Raw genomic sequence first — 18,952 nt, forward strand, 5'->3', positions numbered from 1 at the left:
ACCCCATGCGCATCGTCGACGTCCGCGAGATCACGAAGCCGATCGCCTCGCCGATCCGCAACGCCTATATCGACTTCTCGAAGATGACCGCGAGCCTCGTGGCCGTGGTCACCGACGTCGAGCGGGACGGCCGCCGGGTCGTCGGCTACGGCTTCAACTCGAACGGCCGCTACGGCCAGGGCGGCCTCATCCGCGAGCGTTTTCGGGATCGTCTGCTGGAGGCCGACCCGAAGAGCGTCCTGAACCAGGCGGGCGACAACCTCGACCCGCACAAGCTCTGGGCCGCGATGATGGCCAACGAGAAGCCGGGCGGCCACGGCGAGCGCTCGGTGGCGGTCGGCACCCTGGACATGGCGATCTGGGACGCGGCGGCCAAGATCGCCGGCCAGCCGCTCTTCCGGATGCTGGCCGAGCGGGAGGGGCGCGAGGCCGACCCGCGCGTCTTCGTCTACGCCGCCGGCGGCTACTACTATCCCGGCAAGGACGACACGGCGTTGCGCGGCGAGATGCGCAGCTATCTGAACCGCGGCTACAATGTCGTGAAGATGAAGATCGGCGGCGCCCCGATCGCGGAGGACCGGCGCCGCATCGAGGCGGTCCTCGACGAGATCGGGTCCGAGGCGCGGCTCGCGGTCGACGCCAACGGACGCTTCGACCTCGAGACCGGCATCGCCTACGCCCGGATGCTGCGGGAGTACCCGCTGTTCTGGTACGAGGAGGCCGGCGACCCCCTCGACTACGCCCTGCAGGCCGCGCTCTCGGAGTTCTATCCGGGCCCGATGGCCACCGGCGAGAACCTGTTCTCGCACCAGGACGCCCGTAACCTCCTGCGCTACGGCGGGCTGCGGCCGGACCGCGACTGGCTGCAATTCGACTGCGCCCTGTCCTACGGCCTCGTCGAATACCTGCGCACCCTCGACGTGCTCGCGCAGTTCGGCTGGTCGCCCACCCGCTGCATCCCGCATGGCGGGCACCAGATGTCGCTCAACATCGCGGCCGGCCTAGGCCTCGGCGGCAACGAGAGCTATCCCGACCTGTTCCAGCCCTATGGCGGCTTCCCCGACGGCGTCAGGGTCGAGGACGGCCACATCGTCATGCCGGACATCCCCGGCATCGGCTTCGAGGGCAAGGCCGACCTGATCAGGGTGATGCGCGAACTCGCCGAGTAGACCGCCGCGCGTCGCCCTCGGGGACGCTGCTGGTCATCGCCAATTCTCCCGCCAAGCCTATCTCCCGCCGAGCCTACGGCCCCGATCAAGGGCCCGCCATGCGGGCGCGGGGGTCGACGCGGGCGATGCGGGACAGGAGGTAGTCGACCTCGGCCTTTCCTTGAGCCGACAGGCTCGCGGCGGGCTTGCGCTGGGCGTCGGAGGCGAAGATCCCGCGCCTCTGGAAGACGTATTTGCGCACCGCGAGGCCGAGTGGACCCTGCTGCTGCTCGTAGCGGAGATACGGTAAGTGGGCGTCGAAGAGGTCGTGCGCCGCGTCGCGCTCGCCCGCCGCCGACATTCGCACGACGTCCACCAACATCTCGGGAAAGGCGTAGCCGGTATTGGCACCGTCCGCGCCGCGCTCCATCTCGAAATCGAGGAACAGCCCGCCATTGCCCACCAGGATTGCGATGTGGCGCATCGAGCCGTCCCGCTCGAAGCCGCGCAGGGCCGTGATCTTGTCCAGCCCCGGCCAATCCTCGTGCTTGAGCATGACGCAGGACGGATTCTCGGTGACGATCCGGCGGATGACGGCGGGCGTCATGATGACCGAGAAGGTCAGCGGATAATCCTGGATCACGAAGGGCACGTCGGGGCCGATCGCCTCGGCGGCGTTCCGGTAATAGGCGACGACCTGGTCGTCGGTGCGAAGCGTGTTTGGTGGGCCGATCATGACGCCGGCCGCGCCCAGATCCATCACCTCGCGGGCGAGCGAGCGCATGGCGGCGAAGCCCGGCGCCGAGACACCAACGAGGACGGGCACGTTCATGCGCCCGATGACCCGCTTGGCGATGGCCACGGCCTCGGCGTGATCGAGCTTTGGCGCCTCGCCGAGCTGGCCGAGGATGGTGAGGCCGTCGACACCCGCCCCGAGAAAGAACTCGGACATTCGGTCGAGCGAGGTCTCGTCGATCCGGCCGTCGGGATGGAAGGGCGTCGGGGCGATCGGGATCACGCCCTTGATCGCGCTGGTGAGAGCCATGGTGTCCTCCTTCGGGCCGGCATCGTCACACGGTGACGGTCAGATCGCTATCGATTCGGATCGCCGATCCGGCCGGGTTCGTTTGCCAGGAAGGCGACTACGTCGCCGTACTTCCAGAGATCGCCGGCATGGCGCTCCGTCGCAACGCGGGCCGGGCGACACATGGTCCATCGCTGCGCTCAGGAGCGCCTGCCTTTGTCCGGCGGCGAAGCCGGTTGCAGCCCTCAGCGGACGCTCGCGCGCCTTGACAGCGAGGATCTTTCACTTACGCCAAGGGTTACTTGCATGGAAGTTGGCGCTCAAGATCGGCGACCGCGCGAGCCTGGAGGAAATCATGATCTTGCTTTCCTTCGCGCCACGCGCGTCGCTTCGGCCTGTGGCCCCAGGCGCGACGCTCGCCAGCGGGCTTGGACCTGACGACCGGCTCCGAGGCCGCTCCGGGACGCCGTGCCCCCGTCTCGACAGACCAGAAGGATTTCGGATCATGACGTTCAAGCGGTCGATCCTCGCGCGCCTGTTGCTCGCTGGCGTGCTCCTGCCGGCGGCCGGGGCGCTCGCCCAGCAGGTGCCGAGCGGCGCGCCGACGCCGGGAAGCGCCCAGCCGAGCGTTCCGGCCGCCCCCGGCGCGCCGGCGCCGACGCAGGACCGGGGCTCCGCGCTCTACGGCCGGCCGGAAGCCGCCGACGCGGCGAAGCTCGCGCCGATCCCCGCCCCGCCGCTCGCCGCATCGGTGGCGCGCCTGCCCGTCGACAAGCTGAAGGTGCCGCCCGGCTTCAAGGTCGAGGTCTTCGCCAGCGGTCTCGCCAATGCCCGCTCCCTGCGCGAGGGCGCCCAGGGCACGGTCTTCGCCGGCACCCGCGCCTTGGACAAAGTCTACGCGGTGCGCGAGCGGGACGGAAAGCGCGAGGTCAAGGTCATCGCCTCGGGCCTGCACCGGCCCAACGGGCTCGCCTTCCACGACGGGGCCCTCTACGTGGCCGAACTCTCCAAGATCTGGCGCTTCGACGACATCGAGGCTCGCCTGGACGCGCCGCCCAAGCCGACTCTCGTCTACGACGACCTACCCAAGGACGAGGCCCATGGCTGGAAGTTCATCGCCATTGGTCCGGACAACAAGCTCTACGTGCCGATCGGCGCGCCGGGCAACATCCTCTTGCCCCCCGACACTCATGCGCAGATCCGGCGGATGAACCTCGACGGCACCGGCGTCGAGGTGATCGCCCGGGGCGTGCGCAACACCGTGGGCTTCGACTGGAACCCGGTGACGAAGCAGCTCACCTTCACCGATAACGGCCGCGACTGGATGTCCGAGGACATCCCGCACGACGAGCTCAACGTGGTCGCCGAGCCCGGCAAGCAGCATTTCGGGTTCCCCTATTGCCACCAGGGCACCTTCACCGACCCGGAATACGGCTGGGGCCGGTCCTGCGGCGAGTTCGCGGCGCCGGCGGGGCTGCTCGGCGCCCATACGGCGGCCCTCGGCATGCGCTTCTACACCGGCAGCCAGTTTCCCGCCGAGTACAAGAACGCGATCTTCATCGCCCGCCACGGCTCCTGGAACCGGACGACGAAGCTCGGCGGCGACGTGGTCGTGGCCAAGCTCGACGAGGCCGGCAAGATGGTCTCGATGGAGCCGTTCCTGACGGGCTTCCTGGCCGACAACAAGTATCTCGGCCGCCCGGTCGACGTCCTGGTGGCCCAGGACGGCGCCCTCCTCGTCTCCGACGACTACAACGGCGCAATCTACCGCATCAGCTACGCGCCCTGACGATCGTGACCGGGAGGGCCTTGACGCCCTTCCGCCCTTCACCCGGGATCGCCCATGATACGCCCTCCGGTGGCCGGAGCCCTGCTCCTCGCCCTCTTAGGCTTCGTGCTCGGCGCGTCGCCCGCGCCGGCCGATCCCATAGCTGGTCCCTTGGCCGAGCGGCTGGCGCCCTGCCTCGGCTGCCACGGGACTGACGGACGCTCGCAGACGGAGGGCGTGCCCTCGCTCGGCGGCCAGCCCGCCGACTACCTGCTGACGCAGCTCTACCAGTTCCGCGAGAAGCAGCGCATCGCGCCGCCGATGAACGAGATGGCGGCGGGCCTCTCCGACGACGACCTGCGCACCGTCTCCGATGCCCTTGCCGCCCTCCCCCCGCCGCAGGCCGTGGGCCCAGGCGATCCGGCGCGGATGGAGCGTGCCCGGCAGGCGGCCGCCAAGCATCAATGCGGCTCCTGCCACAACGCGGATTATTCCGGGCGCGAGCAGATCCCGCGCCTGCGCGCCCAGCGCGAGGAGTATCTCGCCGCCGCCCTGCGCGGCTACAAGTCCAACGCGCGTCCGGGCTACGACCCCTCGATGAACGCGGTCGCGCAGGAGGTGGGCGACGACGAGATCGTCGACCTCGCCCATTTCCTGGCGCATCAGTGAGCGCGAGCAAAGCCGCATCGGCCTTGTCTCAGGGTCGCGGCGACGTCGGGTTTCCTCCCCCATCGGCGGAAGGAGAGAGGTCATGCTGAACGGGACAGGTTTGGGCTTTCGCCTCGCGGCCCCTGCCGTCGCGCTCGGGCTGGCGATCTCGCCTGCGCCGACCGCCGCGCAACCGAGCGCCGCGCCGGCCGTCAGCATCGACGCGGACGACATCGGGGGCCTCGTCACGGGCCCGAACGGTCCGGAGGCAGGCGTTTGGGTCATCGCCGAGACGACGGATCTTCCCACGAAATATGCCAAGATCGTGGTAACGGATGATGCCGGCCGCTACCTTCTTCCGGACCTGCCTCAAGCCACTTACAGCATCTGGGTGCGGGGCTACGGCCTCGTCGACTCGCCCAAGGTGCGGAGCGGACCGGGACGCACGCTCGACCTCGGTGCGGTCGCCGCGCCGGACGCCAGGGCGGCCGCGCAGTACTACCCCGCCCTCTACTGGTACGCGATGCTGCGCATCCCGGGCGCGGACCAGTTCGGGGGCAGCAGCGACATCCCCGAGAAGCTCACGCAGATCGATTGGCTGAAGCAGGTCAAGAACATCGGCTGCGTCGGCTGCCATCAGCTCGGCCAGGCGTCCACGCGGACCATCCCGGGCGTGTTCCTGGAGGGCAGGACTCACGAGGAGGCCTGGATGCGGCGCATCCAGTCGGGGCAGTCGGGCGAGCAGATGACGAACCAGCTCGCCGGCGTCTTCGGCGGCGCGCCTTTCAAGTACTACGCCGAGTGGACTGAACGGATCGCGAAGGGCGAGACGCCGCAAGTGCAGCCCCGACGCCCGGAAGGGCTCGAGCGCAACATCGTGGTCACGTCCTGGGAATGGCACACGGAGAAGCAGTACCTGCACGACCTGATCGCGTCGGACCGCCGCCACCCGACCGTGAACGCCTACGGCCCGCTCTTCGGCGCCCCGGAATACTCGACCGACCTGATGCCGATCCTCGATCCGAAGACGCACTGGGTGACCTTCTACAAGCTGCCGGTGCGCGACGCCGATACGCCCGAGGCCTTGGGACCCGGACACGCCGCCAGCGCCGGGGTGCTGCAACCCTCGGCCTACTGGGGCGACGAGAAGCTCTGGGACACGCGGGCGAACAATCACAACTCCATGTTCGACCGGCAGGGCCGGCTCTGGCTCGCCGCGGGCCTGCGCGGCGTCGACAACCCGTCCTTCTGCAAAGGGGGATCCGAGCACCCGTCCGCCCGGGTCTTTCCCCTCGAGCGGTCCAGCCGACAGGTGACGAGGCTGGACCCGAAGGCGATGACCTACACCTTCATCGATACCTGCTTCGGCACCCACCATCTGCAGTTCGGCTACGATGCCGACGACACGCTCTGGCTCAGCGGCACCGGCCAGGTCGCGGGCTGGATCAACACGAGGGTCCTCGACGGGACGGGCGATGCCGCGAAGGCGCAGGGCTGGTCGCCGTTCGTCCTCGACACGAACGCCAACGGGCGGCGAGACGAGCACGTCGAGCCGGGCCAGCCGCTCGATCCCGCCAGGGACAAGCGCATCGTTCCCGGCTCAGGCCCCTACGCGGTCATGCCGAGCCCGGTGGACGGCTCGGTCTGGTACACCGTCGGCGTCTTCGGGGGCACGCCGGCCGTGCTGCGCTTCGCACCGGGCGACGACCCGACCAGGACCGGGCTCACCGAGATCTACAATGTTCCCGCGCCCGGCTTCGGCATCCGCGGGGGCGACATCGATAAGGACGGCGTCGTCTGGGCTTCGCTGTCGAGCGGCCATCTCGCGAGCTTCGACCGCCGCAAATGCAGAGGGCCGCTGAACGGGCCAACCGCGACGGGGGATCACTGCCCCGAGGGCTGGACGTTCCACCGATATCCCGGTCCGGGCTTCGAGGGCATCGCCGAGAACAGCGCGGAGTCGAGCTACTACACCTGGGTCGATCAGCACGACACGTTCGGGCTCGGCGAGAACGTGCCGATGTCGACGGCCAACCTCATGGACGGGCTGGTCGCCCTGAAGGACGGCCGGATGATCTCGCTGCGGGTGCCCTATCCGCTGGGCTTCTACGCGAAGGGGTTCGACGGCCGGATCGACGATCCGAGCGCCGGCTGGAAAGGGCGGGGCTTGTGGACGACCAGCGGGGACAGGACGCCTTGGCTGATGGAAGGCGGCAGGGGCAGCAGGCCGCGGGCCGTTCACTTCCAGATCAGGCCCGACTCGCTCGCGAGGTGAAAGCTTGAGAGAACTTAAGGCCTGCAAGCGTGCGTCGAATTGCGATTGTCTTTGGCTGCAAACAAGATCGAGGGACATCATGATGCGGGCTCTCTATACCCTGACGGTCACCCTCTGCTTCGTCGCGGCGGCGCAGGCGCAAGCCACCTATCCGACCCGGCCGATCACCATGGTGGTCCCCTTTGCCCCCGGCGGCACGACCGACGTGGTCGCCCGGATCATGGGCGATCACATGAGCCGGACCCTGGGCCAGCAGGTCGTCATCGAGAACGTCACCGGCGCCGGCGGCACGGTGGGGGCGACCCGCGTCGTCAAGGCGGCCCCCGACGGCTACGTGCTCCTGATGGGCAACCTCGGCAGCCAGGTGGCGAGCGTCGCCATCTACCCGAAGCTGGCCTACGATCCGCGCACGGATTTCGAGCCGATCATGAACACGGCCGGGACCCCGATGCTCGTGGTCGCGAAGAAGGACTTGCCGGTCAACGACTTCAAGGAGTTCGTTGCCTATCTGAAGGCCAATGCCGCGAAGATGAACTACGGCACCGGCGGCGTCGGCGCGACCTCCCATCTGACCTGCCTCTTCCTCGATGCGCTCCTCGGCGTGAAGCCGCAGCACGTGCCGTTCCGGGGGTCGGGTCCGGCGCTGAACGCCCTTCTGGGCGGACATATCGACTACGTCTGCGACCAGAGCGTCGGGGTCGTCCCGCCGATCCAGGCCAAGGAGGTCAAGGGGCTGGTCACGGCCGTGAAGGAGCGACTGCCGGTAATCCCCGACGTGCCCACCTCGGCGGAACAGGGGCTGCCCGAGTTCCAGGCGACGGGATGGAACGCCCTCTTCGCGCCGAAAGGCACGCCGAAGGAGGTCGTCGAGACGCTGAACGCGGCGGCCCGGGCGGCCCTTAAGGACGAGACCACGCGCAAGCGTCTCCTCGATCTCGGGGCGGAACTTCCCGATGATGCCGGTCAGGCCCCCGAAGCCCTGGCTGGATTCGTCAGGTCCGAGGTCGACAAGTGGGTGCCGGTCATCAAGAACGCGGGCGTCACGGCGCAATAGGCGCAACCGGCGAACGCCCGCTTCTAAGGACGGCGCAAACGAGCCGCTACGCCTCCGTCGAATGGAAAGTCGTCGGCTCGGTCAGCCCCGTCCGCATGCCTCCGGTTGCAAGGTCGTCCGCCGAGACCACTTGGTCCTCATGAAGTCATCGGCCGTCCGTTCGCGGCAGGCGACCTTCGATCGGGTAGGCCGGATCGTTGTAGCCGGGCGTCGAGGGATGTCCGGTCGCAACGAGGGAATCGACGAGGGCCTCGTCCTCGGCCTTGAAGGCGTAGGTGAGCGCTCCGAGGTAGTCCGTCCATTGGTCCTCGGTGCGCGGGCCTGCGATCACGGACGTGACGAGGGCGTTGTTCAGGACCCAGGCCGCCGCGAACTGCCCGGCCGTGATCCCCCGCGCCTCGGCGTGGGCCCGCAAGGTTCGGGCGATGCGCAGGGATTCCGGCCGCCACTCGGTCTGCATCATGCGTGCGTCCCCGCGCCCTGCACGGGTCTCCGCGGGCGGCGGGGCGTCCGGGTCGTACTTCGCCGTGAGGACGCCCCGTGCCAGAGGCGAGTAGGGCACGACCCCGAGGCCGAAATAGGCGCAGGCCGGCAGGTGCTCCGTCTCGGGCATCCGGTTGAGCGCGTTGTAGTAGGGCTGGCTGACGACCGGCCGGTCGATCCCGAGGTCGTCGCACAGGCGGCAGATCTCGGCGACCCGCCAGGCGCGATGGTTCGACACCCCGAAATACCGGATCTTGCCCTGCCGGACGAGATCGCCCATCGCCCGCACGGTCTCGCCGAGCGGTGTTCGGTGATCCTCCTTATGCAGGTAGTAGATGTCGATGTAGTCCGTGCCGAGGCGCCGCAGGCTTTCATTGGCGGCCCGCATGATCCGGACGCGCGACAACCCACCATCGTTCGGGCCCTGTCCCATCGGGTTGGCGACCTTCGTCGCGAGCACCCAGGCGGCTCGATCCTCCGCGATGGCCCGGCCGGTGATCTCTTCCGAGCGGCCCTCGTTGTAGACGTCCGCCGTGTCGACGAAGTTGATGCCCGCCGCGCTCGCCGATCGGATGATGCGCGTCGCGGTCGGCTCATCGGTCTGGCCGCCGAACATCATCGTGCCGAGGCAGATCGGCGAGACCTTCAGGCCGGAGCGGCCGAGATTGCGGTGCTGCATGGAAGTCATCCGACGTTGGAGGCCGACATCGACCAAGAACCGGCGCCGACCCTCAAAGCATCGCGGCGGAGCGCCGAGGGACAGGCTTTCGCGTTTCGCTTCATGACGCTCGACCGCCCTGGGTCCAAAGCCGGACCATGACGAACGCCGCGAAGCCGAATTAGGGCACCGAAGGCAGCGACGTAAGGGAACCGCCCCGCAAGCGAGAAAGCTCCGCGCCCGCCCTCGGGGTCGTGGCGCCCGCAGGCAGCGCGGGAGCGCCGTCGAAGATCGCTGATGGAACGAGAACGCCTGATCTCAGATTGCTCATGACAAGGCGAGCCCCTGACATATCGAGCGTCATCGTCTTCCCGCATCGGTGATCGAGGTAGATCGAAAACAAGTTCTTCAGAATGCCCAAGGTCATCAAGCCGGTTCAGCTTTGGCGGCACTTGTTCAGCCTGGGCGGCGCTTGGCGGAAACGGTGATGGAGGGCGCGGCGTAGGCGGGACGTCGCGTGCAATACGCAGGGAGGGAAACGGGCATGCAGGTCCCGATCAAGCGATCCATCGAAGCCGTGCCCGGTGGCATGATGGTGGTCCCGCTGCTGGCGGGAGCCCTCATCGCGACCTTCTTTCCCGAGACGCCGAAGGTCTTCGGCTCGTTCACGGGGGCGCTGTTCTCCGGGGCGCTGACGATCCTCGCCGTCTTCTACGTCTGCATGGGCGCGAGCATCGACTTCCGCGCCACGCCCTACATCGTGAAGAAGGGCGGCACGCTGCTCGTCGTCAAAGTCGGCATCGCCGTCATTCTCGGCCTGATCTTCGGGCGTGTGCTGGGCGAGGCTCCAGTGGCCGCCGGCATGTTCGCAGGCCTCTCCACCCTGGCGATCGTGGCCAGCATGAACGACACCAACGGCGGGCTCTACATGGCGCTGATGGGCCAGTACGGCCGCCCGCGCGATGTGGGCGCCTACACCGTGATGTCGCTGGAGAGCGGACCCTTCCTCACGATGGTGACACTCGGGATCGCCGGATTGTCGGCCTTTCCCTGGCAGACCCTGGTGGGGGCGATCCTGCCGCTCCTGGTCGGCATGATCATCGGAAACCTCGACCGGGAGATGCGCGATTTCCTGAGCCGCGCGATCCCGGTGATGATCCCGTTCTTCGCCTTCGCCCTCGGGGCCGGCCTCGACCTGTCGAAGGTCTGGCAGGCCGGACTGCTCGGCCTCGCCATGGGTGTCGCGGTCGTGATCGTCACGGGCATCCCTCTGTTCTTCGCCGATCGTCTGACCGGTGGGACGGGAGTGGCGGGCGTGGCCGCCGCCTCGACGGCCGGCAACGCGGCGGCCGTGCCGGCCATCGTCGCCTCCGCCAATCCGGCCTATGCGGATGCGGCCGGCCCGGCCACGATCCTGGTTGCGGCCTGCGTGGTCGTGACGGCGATCCTCGTCCCGATCGCGACGGCATGGACCGCCAGAACCTTCGGTCGCCCCGAGGAGGTCGAGGCCGATCCTCTCAGCCCCTCCGAGGCGGCGGCCGCGCCGCGGGCCGGCGGCCACTGAGATGGAGGGCCGCTGGCTCATCCTCGCGGATGACCTGACGGGCGCCGCAGACTGCGCCATCGCGTTCGGACGACGAGGCCGCGCCGCGACCGTGACTTGGGGCGAGGCAGCGATCGCCACGTCCGATCCGCTCACGGTCCTGTCCTACGACGCCGACAGCCGGAGCCTCTCTCCCGAGGCGGCCGGGCGTCTCCATGCCCGGATCCTGGACCGGCTGCTCGAACCGGATCGCAGGCTCTTCAAGAAGATCGATTCGACCCTGAGAGGGCAGCCGGCCGCCGAGACCGCCGCGGCGATCGCCGCACTCAGGATGCGGCGTGGATCTGCGTTCGGGATTTTCGCGCCTGCCTTTCCGGCAACGGGCAGGACCACGGTGGATGGTCGCGTTCGGATCAACGGCCATCCGCTCGAGGAAGCCGAAGTTTGGCGTCGCGACCACACCTACGCCGACGCCGATCTCGTCGCGGTCCTCGGTTCCGCCGGCATCCGGGCGGAGAGGGTTCCGCTCCCGCGCGTCCGCAGCGACCTTGCGAGCGTGCTGGCGCGGATCGCCGCTCCGGGCGACGCGATCGCGGTCTGCGATGCGGAGACGGAGGACGATCTCGGCCGCATCGCCCGGGCGAGCCTGCCGATCCCGGAGGCCTTCTTCATCGGCAGCGCCGGCCTCGCTCATGCCCTCGCGGCCCTCGACGAAACCGGACCCATCGAGGCGGTGCGCGTCGCGCCGAGCGGGCGCGGCGCGCTGATCGTGGTCGGTTCCCTCGCGGCGGCCTCCCGCCTGGCCGCCGGCAAGCTCGCTGCGGGCGGAGGCGTCGCTTATCTTCCGGTCGCCCCCGAGACCCTGCTGGACCGCCCGGCCGGCAGGGTGGCGCTCGCCGCACGCATCGCCGAGGTGACCGCCGCCGGAGGGGACGTACTGGTCGAGATCGCCATGGACGCCGCCCCCGACATGGCGCTCGGCCCGCGCCTCGTCCAAGGCCTGGCCGAGGCCCTGGAGCCGATCGCTTCGCAGATCGGCGCCTTCGCGGCGACCGGGGGCGAGACCGCCGCGGCCCTGCTCTCACGTTTCGGCGTCGGCGGCATCCGCCTCGTCGACGAGATCGAGCCCGGTGTTTCGCTCGGGCTGACCCTGGGTCGTCTCACCATACCCGTCGTCACCAAGGCCGGCGCCTTCGGCGACGCCGACAGCCTCCTGCGGATCGCCGAGCGTCTGCGCAGCGTCAGAACCGAGGGAAGCTTCACATGACCCGTCCGACGATCGCGATCACCATGGGCGATCCCTCCGGGATCGGGCCGGAGATCATCATGAAGGCGCTCGCTCTGCCGGAGGTTCACGCCATCTGCCGATCCCTGGTGATCGGGGACGCGGCACGCCTCCGGCAGGCCGGCCGGATCGTCGGGGCCGGAATCGCGGTGGACTCGTTGCCGGATGCCGGCGCAGCGAAGTTCGAGAGCACGGCGGTGCAATGCGTGGATTTGAACCTGGTGCCCGAGGACCTGCCATTCGGGAGATTATCGGCGGCGGCGGGTGAGGCGGCCTATCGCTACATCGAGAAGGCCGTGCGGGTCGTCCAGGCGGGGCAAGCGCAAGCCATCTGCACCGCGCCGCTGTCCAAGGAGGCCCTGCACGCCGCCGGCCACAAGTTCCCCGGCCACACCGAGCTCCTCGCCCATCTGACCGGCACGCCCGAAGTCTCGATGATGCTCGTCTCGCCGAAGCTCAGGGTGATCCACGTCACGACCCATGTCGGCCTGATCGACGCGATCGCCAGGATCGAGCCTGGCCTCGTCGAGCGGGTCATCGCCCGCGGTCACGACGTGCTGGTGAAGGCCGGCATCGAAGATCCGAAGATCGGCGTCTGCGCGATCAACCCGCATGCGGGCGAAGGCGGCCTCTTCGGCCGCGGCGAGGAAGCCGAGAAGATCGCGCCGGCGGTCGAGGCTTGCCGCGCGAGGGGCTGGGACGTCAGCGGCCCGCTGCCGGCCGATACGCTGTTCTTCCTCGCGGGCCGTGGCGATTACGACATGGTGGTCGCGATGTACCACGACCAGGGGCACGGCCCGATCAAGGTTCTCGGTCTCGAATCCGGCGTGAACATCACGGTGGGTCTTCCCGTGGTTCGGACCTCCGTCGACCACGGCACGGCCTTCGACATCGCCGGCAAGGGGATCGCGGACGAGCGGAGCCTGGTGGAAGCGCTGCGCCAAGCGACCGCCCTGGCGCCGAAAAGCGCCCCGGCCACCCACGCCACGCCGTCCTCCACCGGTTGAAATCGGCCCGTCTCCGAGCGAAGGCCTCCCAACCGCCTTCCGCGAGAGGACACGCTTTGCCATGAGCATCGACGGAACAGGGTGGCGCACCACGATCCCCGAGGCCGTACGGGAGGGCCGGCCGACCGTCTGGAGGAACCCGCGCAGCGGCCGCGCGGCCGAGATCCTACCGGGGCTGTCGTTCGACCGCGCCGACGTGGAAGCCGCCGAGGCACGCTGGCGACGCTTCGACCCGCTGCTCGCCCGCCTGTTCCCCGAACTCGGGACCGGCCGGATCGATTCTCCCCTCCGGCCCCTCGCGAGCCACGTGGCCGAGGACGTCGCGGGACGCGCCGGGGCGCGGGTTTGGGTGAAGGCCGACCACGACCTGCCGGTCACCGGGTGCATCAAGGCGCGCGGCGGCCTCTACGAGGTGCTGATCCATGCCGAGATGCTCGGCCGCGCGGCGGGCTGGCTGGCGCCGAAGCAAGGCTATGCGCGTCTCGCGGAGCCGGATGTCCGCGCCGCCCTCGGCGCCCATACGGTCGCGGTGGGGAGCACCGGCAATCTCGGCTTCAGCGTCGGGGTCATCGGCCGGGCCCTCGGCTTCGAGGTCGAGGTGCACATGTCGCACGACGCCAAGGCGTGGAAGAAGCAGAGGCTGCGCGATCTCGGCGCCCGAGTCGTGGAGCACGCCGGGGATTACGGCAGCGCCGTCGCGGCCGCCCGCAAAGCCTTCGAAGGTCGGGCCGACGCCCACTTCGTCGACGACGAGAGTTCGGTGGACCTGTTCCTCGGCTACGCGGCCGCGGCCTCCGACCTTCGGCGTCAACTCGCGGCGGCAGGCGTGATCGTGGACGCAGCCCACCCCCTTTGCGTCTATCTTCCCTGCGGGGTGGGCGGCGCCCCCGGCGGCGTGACCCTCGGGCTGAAGCTGCTCTTCGGCGACGCCGTGCACTGCATCCTCGTGGAGCCGGTTGCCGCGCCCTGCATGCTGGTGCAGCTCGTGGCCGGGACGCATCGGCCGGTGAGCGTCTACGACATCGGTCTCGACAACCGCACCGCCGCGGACGGATTGGCCGTCGCCGCGGCCTCGATGCTCGTGGCCCGCACGGTCGGCGACCTCGTCGAGGCCATCGTGACGGTCAGCGACGCAGACCTGTTCGCGTGGTTGCGCCATCTTTGGCTTCAGGCAGGCATGCGCCTCGAACCCTCGGCGGCGGCGGCCTTCGCGGCCGTGGGACCGGCCTGTGCCGCGCTGCCGGACCTCGCCCGCGCGACGCACGTCGTCTGGACCACCGGCGGCGCTCTGCTGCCGGAGGTGGAGTTCCAGGCCGCGTTGGCACGGGTGGCTTGATCCTACGAACGGCCGGCCATCAAAGCCGCATCTCGGAGGCTCTCAGGCGCAGCGACGAGCACTCGTGGCCTTCGCGTGCACGCTTTTGGGGCGTGGCTAACCCTCCGGCAGGACGACGCGATCCTGCGGACGGCGCGCCGGGATCTCGAGCCCGGTGCCGTTGACGGATGGCACGCGCACGGTTGGCCCTACCTCGTCGTCTTGCGGTGAGGCGCCCGGACGCCGGGTCACGAAGCCGAGTTTCGACGAAGGACGCACGCACCTCGATAGACCGCCCGCGCCACCTGCGCCGCCGAGCCCTTCACGGGACGGGCTGCTTCCAAGGCACTGAGGCGGAGCCCGCTGCCCAAGCGCCCTCGATCAGCTCCGCAGGCCGGGTGCCTCCTGGCCCGTCCGCGCGACGTATTCCGTGTAGCCGCCGCCATATTGGTGGATGCCGTCGGGCGTGAGCTCGAGCAGCCGGTTCGACAGCGCCGCCAGGAAGTGCCTGTCGTGGGAGACGAACAGCATCGTGCCCTCGAAGCCCGACAGAGCCTTGATCAGCATCTCCTTGGTCGCGATGTCGAGGTGGTTGGTCGGCTCGTCGAGCACCAGGAAGTTCGGCGGGTCGAACAGCATCTTGGCCATCACCAGCCGCGCCTTCTCGCCGCCCGACAGCACCCGGCAGCGCTTCTCGACGTCGTCGCCCGAGAACCCGAAGCAGCCGGCCAGCGCCCGCAGCGACCCCTGCCCGGCCTGGGGGAATGAGGCCTCCAAGTCCCCGAACACCGTGAGGTCGCCGTCGAGCAGGTCCATGGCGTGCTGGGCGAAGTAGCCGAGCTTCACGCTGCCGCCGACCGCCACCGTGCCGTCGTCCGGCTGCGCCGTCCCGGTCACCAGCTTCAGCAGCGTCGACTTGCCGGCGCCGTTGACGCCCATGACGCACCAGCGCTCCTTGCGCCGGATGCCGAAATCGAGCCCCTCGTAGATGCGGCGGCTGCCGTAGCGCTTGTGCACGTTCCTCAGGCTGACGACGTCCTCGCCCGAGCGTGGCGCCGGCTGGAACTCGAAGGCGACGGCCTGGCGGCGCTTGGGCGGCTCGACGCGCTCGATCTTGTCGAGCTTCTTCACCCGGCTCTGCACCTGCGCGGCGTGCGAGGCCCGCGCCTTGAAGCGCTCGATGAACTTGATCTCCTTGGCGAGCATCGCCTGCTGGCGCTCGAACTGGGCCTGCCGCTGCGACTCGTTCAGGGCACGCTGCTGCTCGTAGAAGGCGTAATCGCCCGAATACGTCGTCAGCGCGCCGCCATCGATCTCGATCACCTTGGTGACGATGCGGTTCATGAACTCGCGGTCGTGCGAGGTCATCATGAGCGCGCCCTCGTAGTTCTTGAGGAAGGCCTCGAGCCAGATCAGGCTCTCGAGGTCGAGGTGGTTGCTCGGCTCGTCGAGCAGCATCACGTTGGGGTTCATCAGAAGGATGCGGGCGAGCGCCACCCGCATCTTCCAGCCGCCTGACAGCTTGCCGACATCGCCGTCCATCATCTCCTGGCTGAAGCTCAGGCCCGCCAGGACCTCGTAGGCCCGCCCTTCCAGCGCGTAGCCGTCGAGCTCCTCGAAGCGCGCCTGCACCTCGCCGTAGCGCTCGACCAGGGCCTCCATCTCGTCCGCCCGGTCGGGATCGGCCAGGGCGGTCTCCAGTTCCTTCAGCTCGGCGGCCACCTCGCTGACCGGGCCGGCCCCGGCCATGACCTCCGCGACCACGCTGCGCCCGGACATCTCGCCGACATCCTGGCTGAAATAGCCGATGGTGATGCCGCGGTCGGTCGCGACCCCACCCTCGTCGGGCTCCTCCTCGCCGGTCAGCATCCGGAAGAGCGTGGTCTTGCCGGCGCCGTTGGGCCCCACGAGTCCGGCCTTCTCGCCCTTCTGCAGAGCGGCAGACGCCTCGATGAAGACGAGCTGCCGCCCGTTCTGCTTGCTGATCTTCTCGAGGCGTATCATGGGTCCGCAGGAATGAGGATGTGGCGCAACGTGCGACGAGAACGCGGATCAACGTGCTAGGCAATGGTGGCACGGGATCGGAGTGATCCCTGTGCCAGGCTGATTACAGCCTGATGAAGCGGAAGCCTATGACCGGGATGCGTGGAGCCTGTGTGGAAACGTATCGCTCGGATGCCTCATGGCTAAGTGCAGCAACAAGACCTGACGCGTGAATGGGTGATGACCGCTACCCGCCTCTTGTCCAGCGACGAGTTCTCAGCATGCTTTTCCGCCCCGATGCGGAACGTGACGGCAACCGCGGAGGCCGTTGTTGATGTCTGGTCTTATGTCGAAACGATCGCGCTGCCGCTGGGACGTGCCACAGAGATCCTGGACGTTACCAGCGTTTACCGTGACGCGGCTGGCCGGTTCGATCAGGTACTGATCGGCACAGACATCAGCAATCTGTTCCTTGCTGTCGTTGTGAACCGTGCGGATCGCAACATACGCGGTCATCACCTTCTTGATCTTGCAGAGAAGTACGGCGTGAGTCGAAACTGAGGCTAGTTAAAATGCTAAACTGCTTGCGGAAGAGCAATCATTAATCGATATCGCGTCTAGAGTGCGAGAGGGCAAGACAAGACGCTTCGTTCAAGGTTCGGATCGCCACCAGATCACGCTCCTGCCGGACTGTCTTGACGGCTACGTCGGTATCGACAATCTGACGCGGGTCGTCGATGTCTTCGTAAAATGAACTCGAGCTCGCCGCTCTGGGCTTTGCTGGCGTGGTGCCCGCTCCAACGGGTCGGCTATCATCCCGCCACCCTGCTCAAGCTCTACCGTTACGGCTACCTGAACCAAGTCGCCTCCAGCCGCCGATTCGAACGTGAGGCCGGTCGCAACGTTGAGGTGATATGGCTGACCGGCCGGCTCGCGCCCGACTTGAAGGCGGTCGCCGACTTCCACGGCGACAACGGACCAGCGATCCACGCCACGTGGGCGCAGTTCGTAGTGCTCTGCCGCCAGTTCGGCCTCTTGATCGGCGGTGTCGTGGCGCTGGACGGAAGCCGCTTCAAGGCCGGCAACACCCGCGACAAGATCTTCACGCCCGGCGCCATCCAGGGCCGCATCGAGCAGGTCGAGCCCGGCATCGCACGCTACCTTGCCGCCTTCGATACCGCCGATCGTCGGGAGGACGAAGTCGCGCAGATGCGCACCACACGCATCGCGGAGCGGCTGGACGCATTGCGACAGGATGCGGGAGTTGCAGGCCATGCCGACCGCGGTCGAGGTTGCGTCGGGTCGGCAGATCTCCCTCACCGGTCCGGACGCGCGGGCCATGGCCGCGAAGGGCAAAGGCACGGGACTGGTGGGCTATAACGTTCAGGCGGCAGTGGATACCAAGCATCACCCCGGCGTGGCGCACGCGGTGACGAACGTCGGGCACGATCGCACCCAGCTCGCGCCCATGAGCTGCGGGACCCTCACGCGATGCGCACGCGTCGGCAGACCGTCGAGCACGTGTTTGGAACGATCAAGGGCTGGATGGGGGCGACCCACTTCCGGATACGCAGACTGAAGAACGTGGCCACCGAGATGAGCCTGCAGGTTCTGGTCTGCAACCTGAAGCGGGTCATCGCGAACTTCGGCACCGGCCCGCTCGTCACCGCCCTGCATGCATGAGCCCGCACACTCCATCACGCGCCGTCATCGCCCAACACTGCCTCACGTTCTCACACAGCCTCGGTCGAAAGCAGCCCAGCGCGGCCAAGCGGACCGATCTCCACCTCTACCTCGTCGGCGGCTCCCACAACCCCAACGCCGAGGCATCGACGGCCCGCGGCAGCAGGCCTTCGGCACGGAAGGCGTCGGCGATGGTCTGCTGCTCCCTGAGGCCGTCGCGGCGGACCAGGTCCACCTTGTAGCTCCGGCGCTCGTTCGCCTGGAGGACGACGGCCTCGTCGAGCTTCCACAGGAGGTCAAGCCGGCGGGCGGCCTCGGCCGGGTTGGCCTTCACCCAGGCGCCGGTCTCGCCGAGCTTCGCCACGACGACGGCGAGCACGTCGGGGCGCCGGCCCGCATAGGTGTCCGAGGCGAGGTAGTAGCGCTTGTAGAGCGACAGGCCGGTGCCGTCGCGAAGCACGCGGGCGCCGGTCTGCTGCTGGGCCGCGGACAGGAAGGGGTCCCAGGCGACCCAGGCATCGACATTGCCGCTGGCCAGCGCCGCCCTTCCGTCCGCGGGCGTCAGGTAGGCCGGGTTGATCGCCTTGAAGGGCAGGCTCTCGCCGGCGAGCGCGGCCAGCAGGAGGTAGTGGCTGCCGGCGCCCTTGGTCACCGCGACCTTGCGGCCCTTGAGGTCGGCCACCGACTTGATCGGCGAATCGGCCGCGACCAGGATCGCCTGCGCGGTCGGAGAGGCCGCCTCCTCCGCGACGTAGGTGATCCGGGCCTGGGCGGCCTGGGCGAAGATCGGGACGGTGTCGGCGACGTCGGCCGAGAGGTCGATCTGCCCGGCATTGAGCGCCTCCATGATCGGCAGGCCGCTCGTGAACTCGTGCCAGGACACCGTGACGCCGAGCGGCTCCAGCGCCTTCTCCAGGGAGCCGTCCTGGCGGAGCAGGCTGATCAGCGTCGAGGACTTCTGCAGCCCGATGCGCAGGGTCTTGGGCTCGGCCGCCCCGACGCCGCCCGAGAGGAGCGCGAGGACGAGAAGGCCGAGCGCGGCGCTCAGCAGGGTCGGAAGACGTCGGATCATCTCTGG

The 18,952-nt window shown here is 68.6% G+C and carries 14 protein-coding genes and 1 pseudogene; 11 read left to right on the forward strand and 4 right to left on the reverse strand.

Annotated elements, in window-relative coordinates; all coding sequences use genetic code 11:
- Window positions 1-5: 5 nt before the first annotated feature.
- On the forward strand, window positions 6-1,169 hold the full coding sequence (locus MFF55_RS17980; protein WP_238245478.1) for a mandelate racemase/muconate lactonizing enzyme family protein: 1,164 nt from the start codon (window positions 6-8) through the stop codon (window positions 1,167-1,169).
- Window positions 1,170-1,254: 85 nt separating this feature from the next.
- On the opposite strand, the gene MFF55_RS17985 is transcribed toward MFF55_RS17980, so the two are convergent.
- Entirely contained in the window at window positions 1,255-2,193 is a 939-nt protein-coding gene (locus MFF55_RS17985) for a dihydrodipicolinate synthase family protein (RefSeq protein WP_238245479.1), read from the reverse strand.
- A 484-nt stretch (window positions 2,194-2,677) separates the two neighbouring features.
- Between MFF55_RS17985 and MFF55_RS17990 the strand changes: the two genes are divergently transcribed.
- From MFF55_RS17990 to MFF55_RS18005, 4 genes are all read left to right on the forward strand, one after another.
- Window positions 2,678-3,961 (forward strand): PQQ-dependent sugar dehydrogenase, encoded by a 1,284-nt coding sequence (locus tag MFF55_RS17990; protein WP_238245480.1) that lies wholly within the window; start codon window positions 2,678-2,680, stop codon window positions 3,959-3,961.
- Window positions 3,962-4,015: 54 nt separating this feature from the next.
- Complete coding sequence (locus MFF55_RS17995) at window positions 4,016-4,609, forward strand: c-type cytochrome (RefSeq protein ID WP_238245481.1); 594 nt, start codon at window positions 4,016-4,018, stop codon at window positions 4,607-4,609.
- An 82-nt stretch (window positions 4,610-4,691) separates the two neighbouring features.
- On the forward strand, window positions 4,692-6,863 hold the full coding sequence (locus MFF55_RS18000) for a carboxypeptidase regulatory-like domain-containing protein (RefSeq protein WP_238245482.1): 2,172 nt from the start codon (window positions 4,692-4,694) through the stop codon (window positions 6,861-6,863).
- A gap of 79 nt (window positions 6,864-6,942) precedes the next feature.
- Window positions 6,943-7,917 (forward strand): tripartite tricarboxylate transporter substrate-binding protein, encoded by a 975-nt coding sequence (locus MFF55_RS18005; protein WP_238245483.1) that lies wholly within the window; start codon window positions 6,943-6,945, stop codon window positions 7,915-7,917.
- A gap of 145 nt (window positions 7,918-8,062) precedes the next feature.
- Here the strand turns inward: MFF55_RS18005 and MFF55_RS18010 are convergent, their stop codons facing one another.
- Window positions 8,063-9,079, reverse strand: a complete 1,017-nt coding sequence (locus tag MFF55_RS18010; protein ID WP_238245484.1) for an aldo/keto reductase — start codon at window positions 9,077-9,079, stop codon at window positions 8,063-8,065.
- Window positions 9,080-9,602: 523 nt separating this feature from the next.
- On the opposite strand from MFF55_RS18010, the gene MFF55_RS18015 reads away from it, so the two are divergent.
- From MFF55_RS18015 to dsdA, 4 genes are all read left to right on the forward strand, one after another.
- A complete protein-coding gene (locus MFF55_RS18015; protein WP_238245485.1) occupies window positions 9,603-10,622 on the forward strand; it encodes a 2-keto-3-deoxygluconate permease in 1,020 nt (339 codons plus the stop codon).
- Window position 10,623: 1 nt separating this feature from the next.
- A complete protein-coding gene (locus tag MFF55_RS18020) occupies window positions 10,624-11,868 on the forward strand; it encodes a four-carbon acid sugar kinase family protein (RefSeq protein WP_238245486.1) in 1,245 nt (414 codons plus the stop codon).
- Window positions 11,865-12,893, forward strand: a complete 1,029-nt coding sequence (gene pdxA / locus MFF55_RS18025) for a 4-hydroxythreonine-4-phosphate dehydrogenase PdxA (protein ID WP_238245487.1) — start codon at window positions 11,865-11,867, stop codon at window positions 12,891-12,893. The genes MFF55_RS18020 and pdxA overlap by 4 nt, the downstream gene beginning before the upstream one ends.
- Before the next feature lie 61 nt (window positions 12,894-12,954).
- A complete protein-coding gene (gene dsdA, locus MFF55_RS18030; RefSeq protein WP_238245488.1) occupies window positions 12,955-14,229 on the forward strand; it encodes a D-serine ammonia-lyase in 1,275 nt (424 codons plus the stop codon).
- Between the two features lie 360 nt (window positions 14,230-14,589).
- Here the strand turns inward: dsdA and MFF55_RS18035 are convergent, their stop codons facing one another.
- Window positions 14,590-16,212, reverse strand: coding sequence for an ABC-F family ATP-binding cassette domain-containing protein (locus MFF55_RS18035; RefSeq protein ID WP_238245489.1), 1,623 nt, complete (start codon window positions 16,210-16,212; stop codon window positions 14,590-14,592).
- Between the two features lie 186 nt (window positions 16,213-16,398).
- On the opposite strand from MFF55_RS18035, the gene MFF55_RS18040 reads away from it, so the two are divergent.
- Both MFF55_RS18040 and MFF55_RS18045 read left to right on the forward strand, forming a co-directional pair.
- Window positions 16,399-16,752: a hypothetical protein gene (locus MFF55_RS18040; RefSeq protein ID WP_238245490.1), complete on the forward strand. Its 354-nt coding sequence runs from the start codon at window positions 16,399-16,401 to the stop codon at window positions 16,750-16,752.
- 61 nt (window positions 16,753-16,813) lie between these two features.
- Window positions 16,814-17,874: pseudogene (locus tag MFF55_RS18045) on the forward strand (transposase).
- 106 nt (window positions 17,875-17,980) lie between these two features.
- On the opposite strand, the gene MFF55_RS18050 reads toward MFF55_RS18045, so the two are convergent.
- Window positions 17,981-18,946 carry an aliphatic sulfonate ABC transporter substrate-binding protein gene (locus tag MFF55_RS18050; protein ID WP_238245491.1) on the reverse strand — a complete coding sequence of 322 codons (966 nt, stop codon included), beginning with the start codon at window positions 18,944-18,946 and terminating at the stop codon, window positions 17,981-17,983.
- Window positions 18,947-18,952 lie beyond the last annotated feature (6 nt).

This window comes from Methylobacterium iners (genome assembly GCF_022179305.1).
In the GTDB taxonomy this organism is placed as follows: Bacteria; Pseudomonadota; Alphaproteobacteria; order Rhizobiales; family Beijerinckiaceae; genus Methylobacterium; species Methylobacterium iners.

What these genes read in the sequence shown, in the direction of transcription:
- MFF55_RS17980 (WP_238245478.1), top strand. Translation starts at nt 6, where the DNA reads ATGCGCATCGTCGACGTCCGCGAGATCACGAAGCCGATCGCCTCGCCG.
- MFF55_RS17985 (WP_238245479.1), bottom strand. Translation starts at nt 2,193, where the DNA reads ATGGCTCTCACCAGCGCGATCAAGGGCGTGATCCCGATCGCCCCGACG.
- MFF55_RS17990 (WP_238245480.1), top strand. Translation starts at nt 2,678, where the DNA reads ATGACGTTCAAGCGGTCGATCCTCGCGCGCCTGTTGCTCGCTGGCGTG.
- MFF55_RS17995 (WP_238245481.1), top strand. Translation starts at nt 4,016, where the DNA reads ATGATACGCCCTCCGGTGGCCGGAGCCCTGCTCCTCGCCCTCTTAGGC.
- MFF55_RS18000 (WP_238245482.1), top strand. Translation starts at nt 4,692, where the DNA reads ATGCTGAACGGGACAGGTTTGGGCTTTCGCCTCGCGGCCCCTGCCGTC.
- MFF55_RS18005 (WP_238245483.1), top strand. Translation starts at nt 6,943, where the DNA reads ATGATGCGGGCTCTCTATACCCTGACGGTCACCCTCTGCTTCGTCGCG.
- MFF55_RS18010 (WP_238245484.1), bottom strand. Translation starts at nt 9,079, where the DNA reads ATGCAGCACCGCAATCTCGGCCGCTCCGGCCTGAAGGTCTCGCCGATC.
- MFF55_RS18015 (WP_238245485.1), top strand. Translation starts at nt 9,603, where the DNA reads ATGCAGGTCCCGATCAAGCGATCCATCGAAGCCGTGCCCGGTGGCATG.
- MFF55_RS18020 (WP_238245486.1), top strand. Translation starts at nt 10,624, where the DNA reads ATGGAGGGCCGCTGGCTCATCCTCGCGGATGACCTGACGGGCGCCGCA.
- pdxA (WP_238245487.1), top strand. Translation starts at nt 11,865, where the DNA reads ATGACCCGTCCGACGATCGCGATCACCATGGGCGATCCCTCCGGGATC.
- dsdA (WP_238245488.1), top strand. Translation starts at nt 12,955, where the DNA reads ATGAGCATCGACGGAACAGGGTGGCGCACCACGATCCCCGAGGCCGTA.
- MFF55_RS18035 (WP_238245489.1), bottom strand. Translation starts at nt 16,212, where the DNA reads ATGATACGCCTCGAGAAGATCAGCAAGCAGAACGGGCGGCAGCTCGTC.
- MFF55_RS18050 (WP_238245491.1), bottom strand. Translation starts at nt 18,946, where the DNA reads ATGATCCGACGTCTTCCGACCCTGCTGAGCGCCGCGCTCGGCCTTCTC.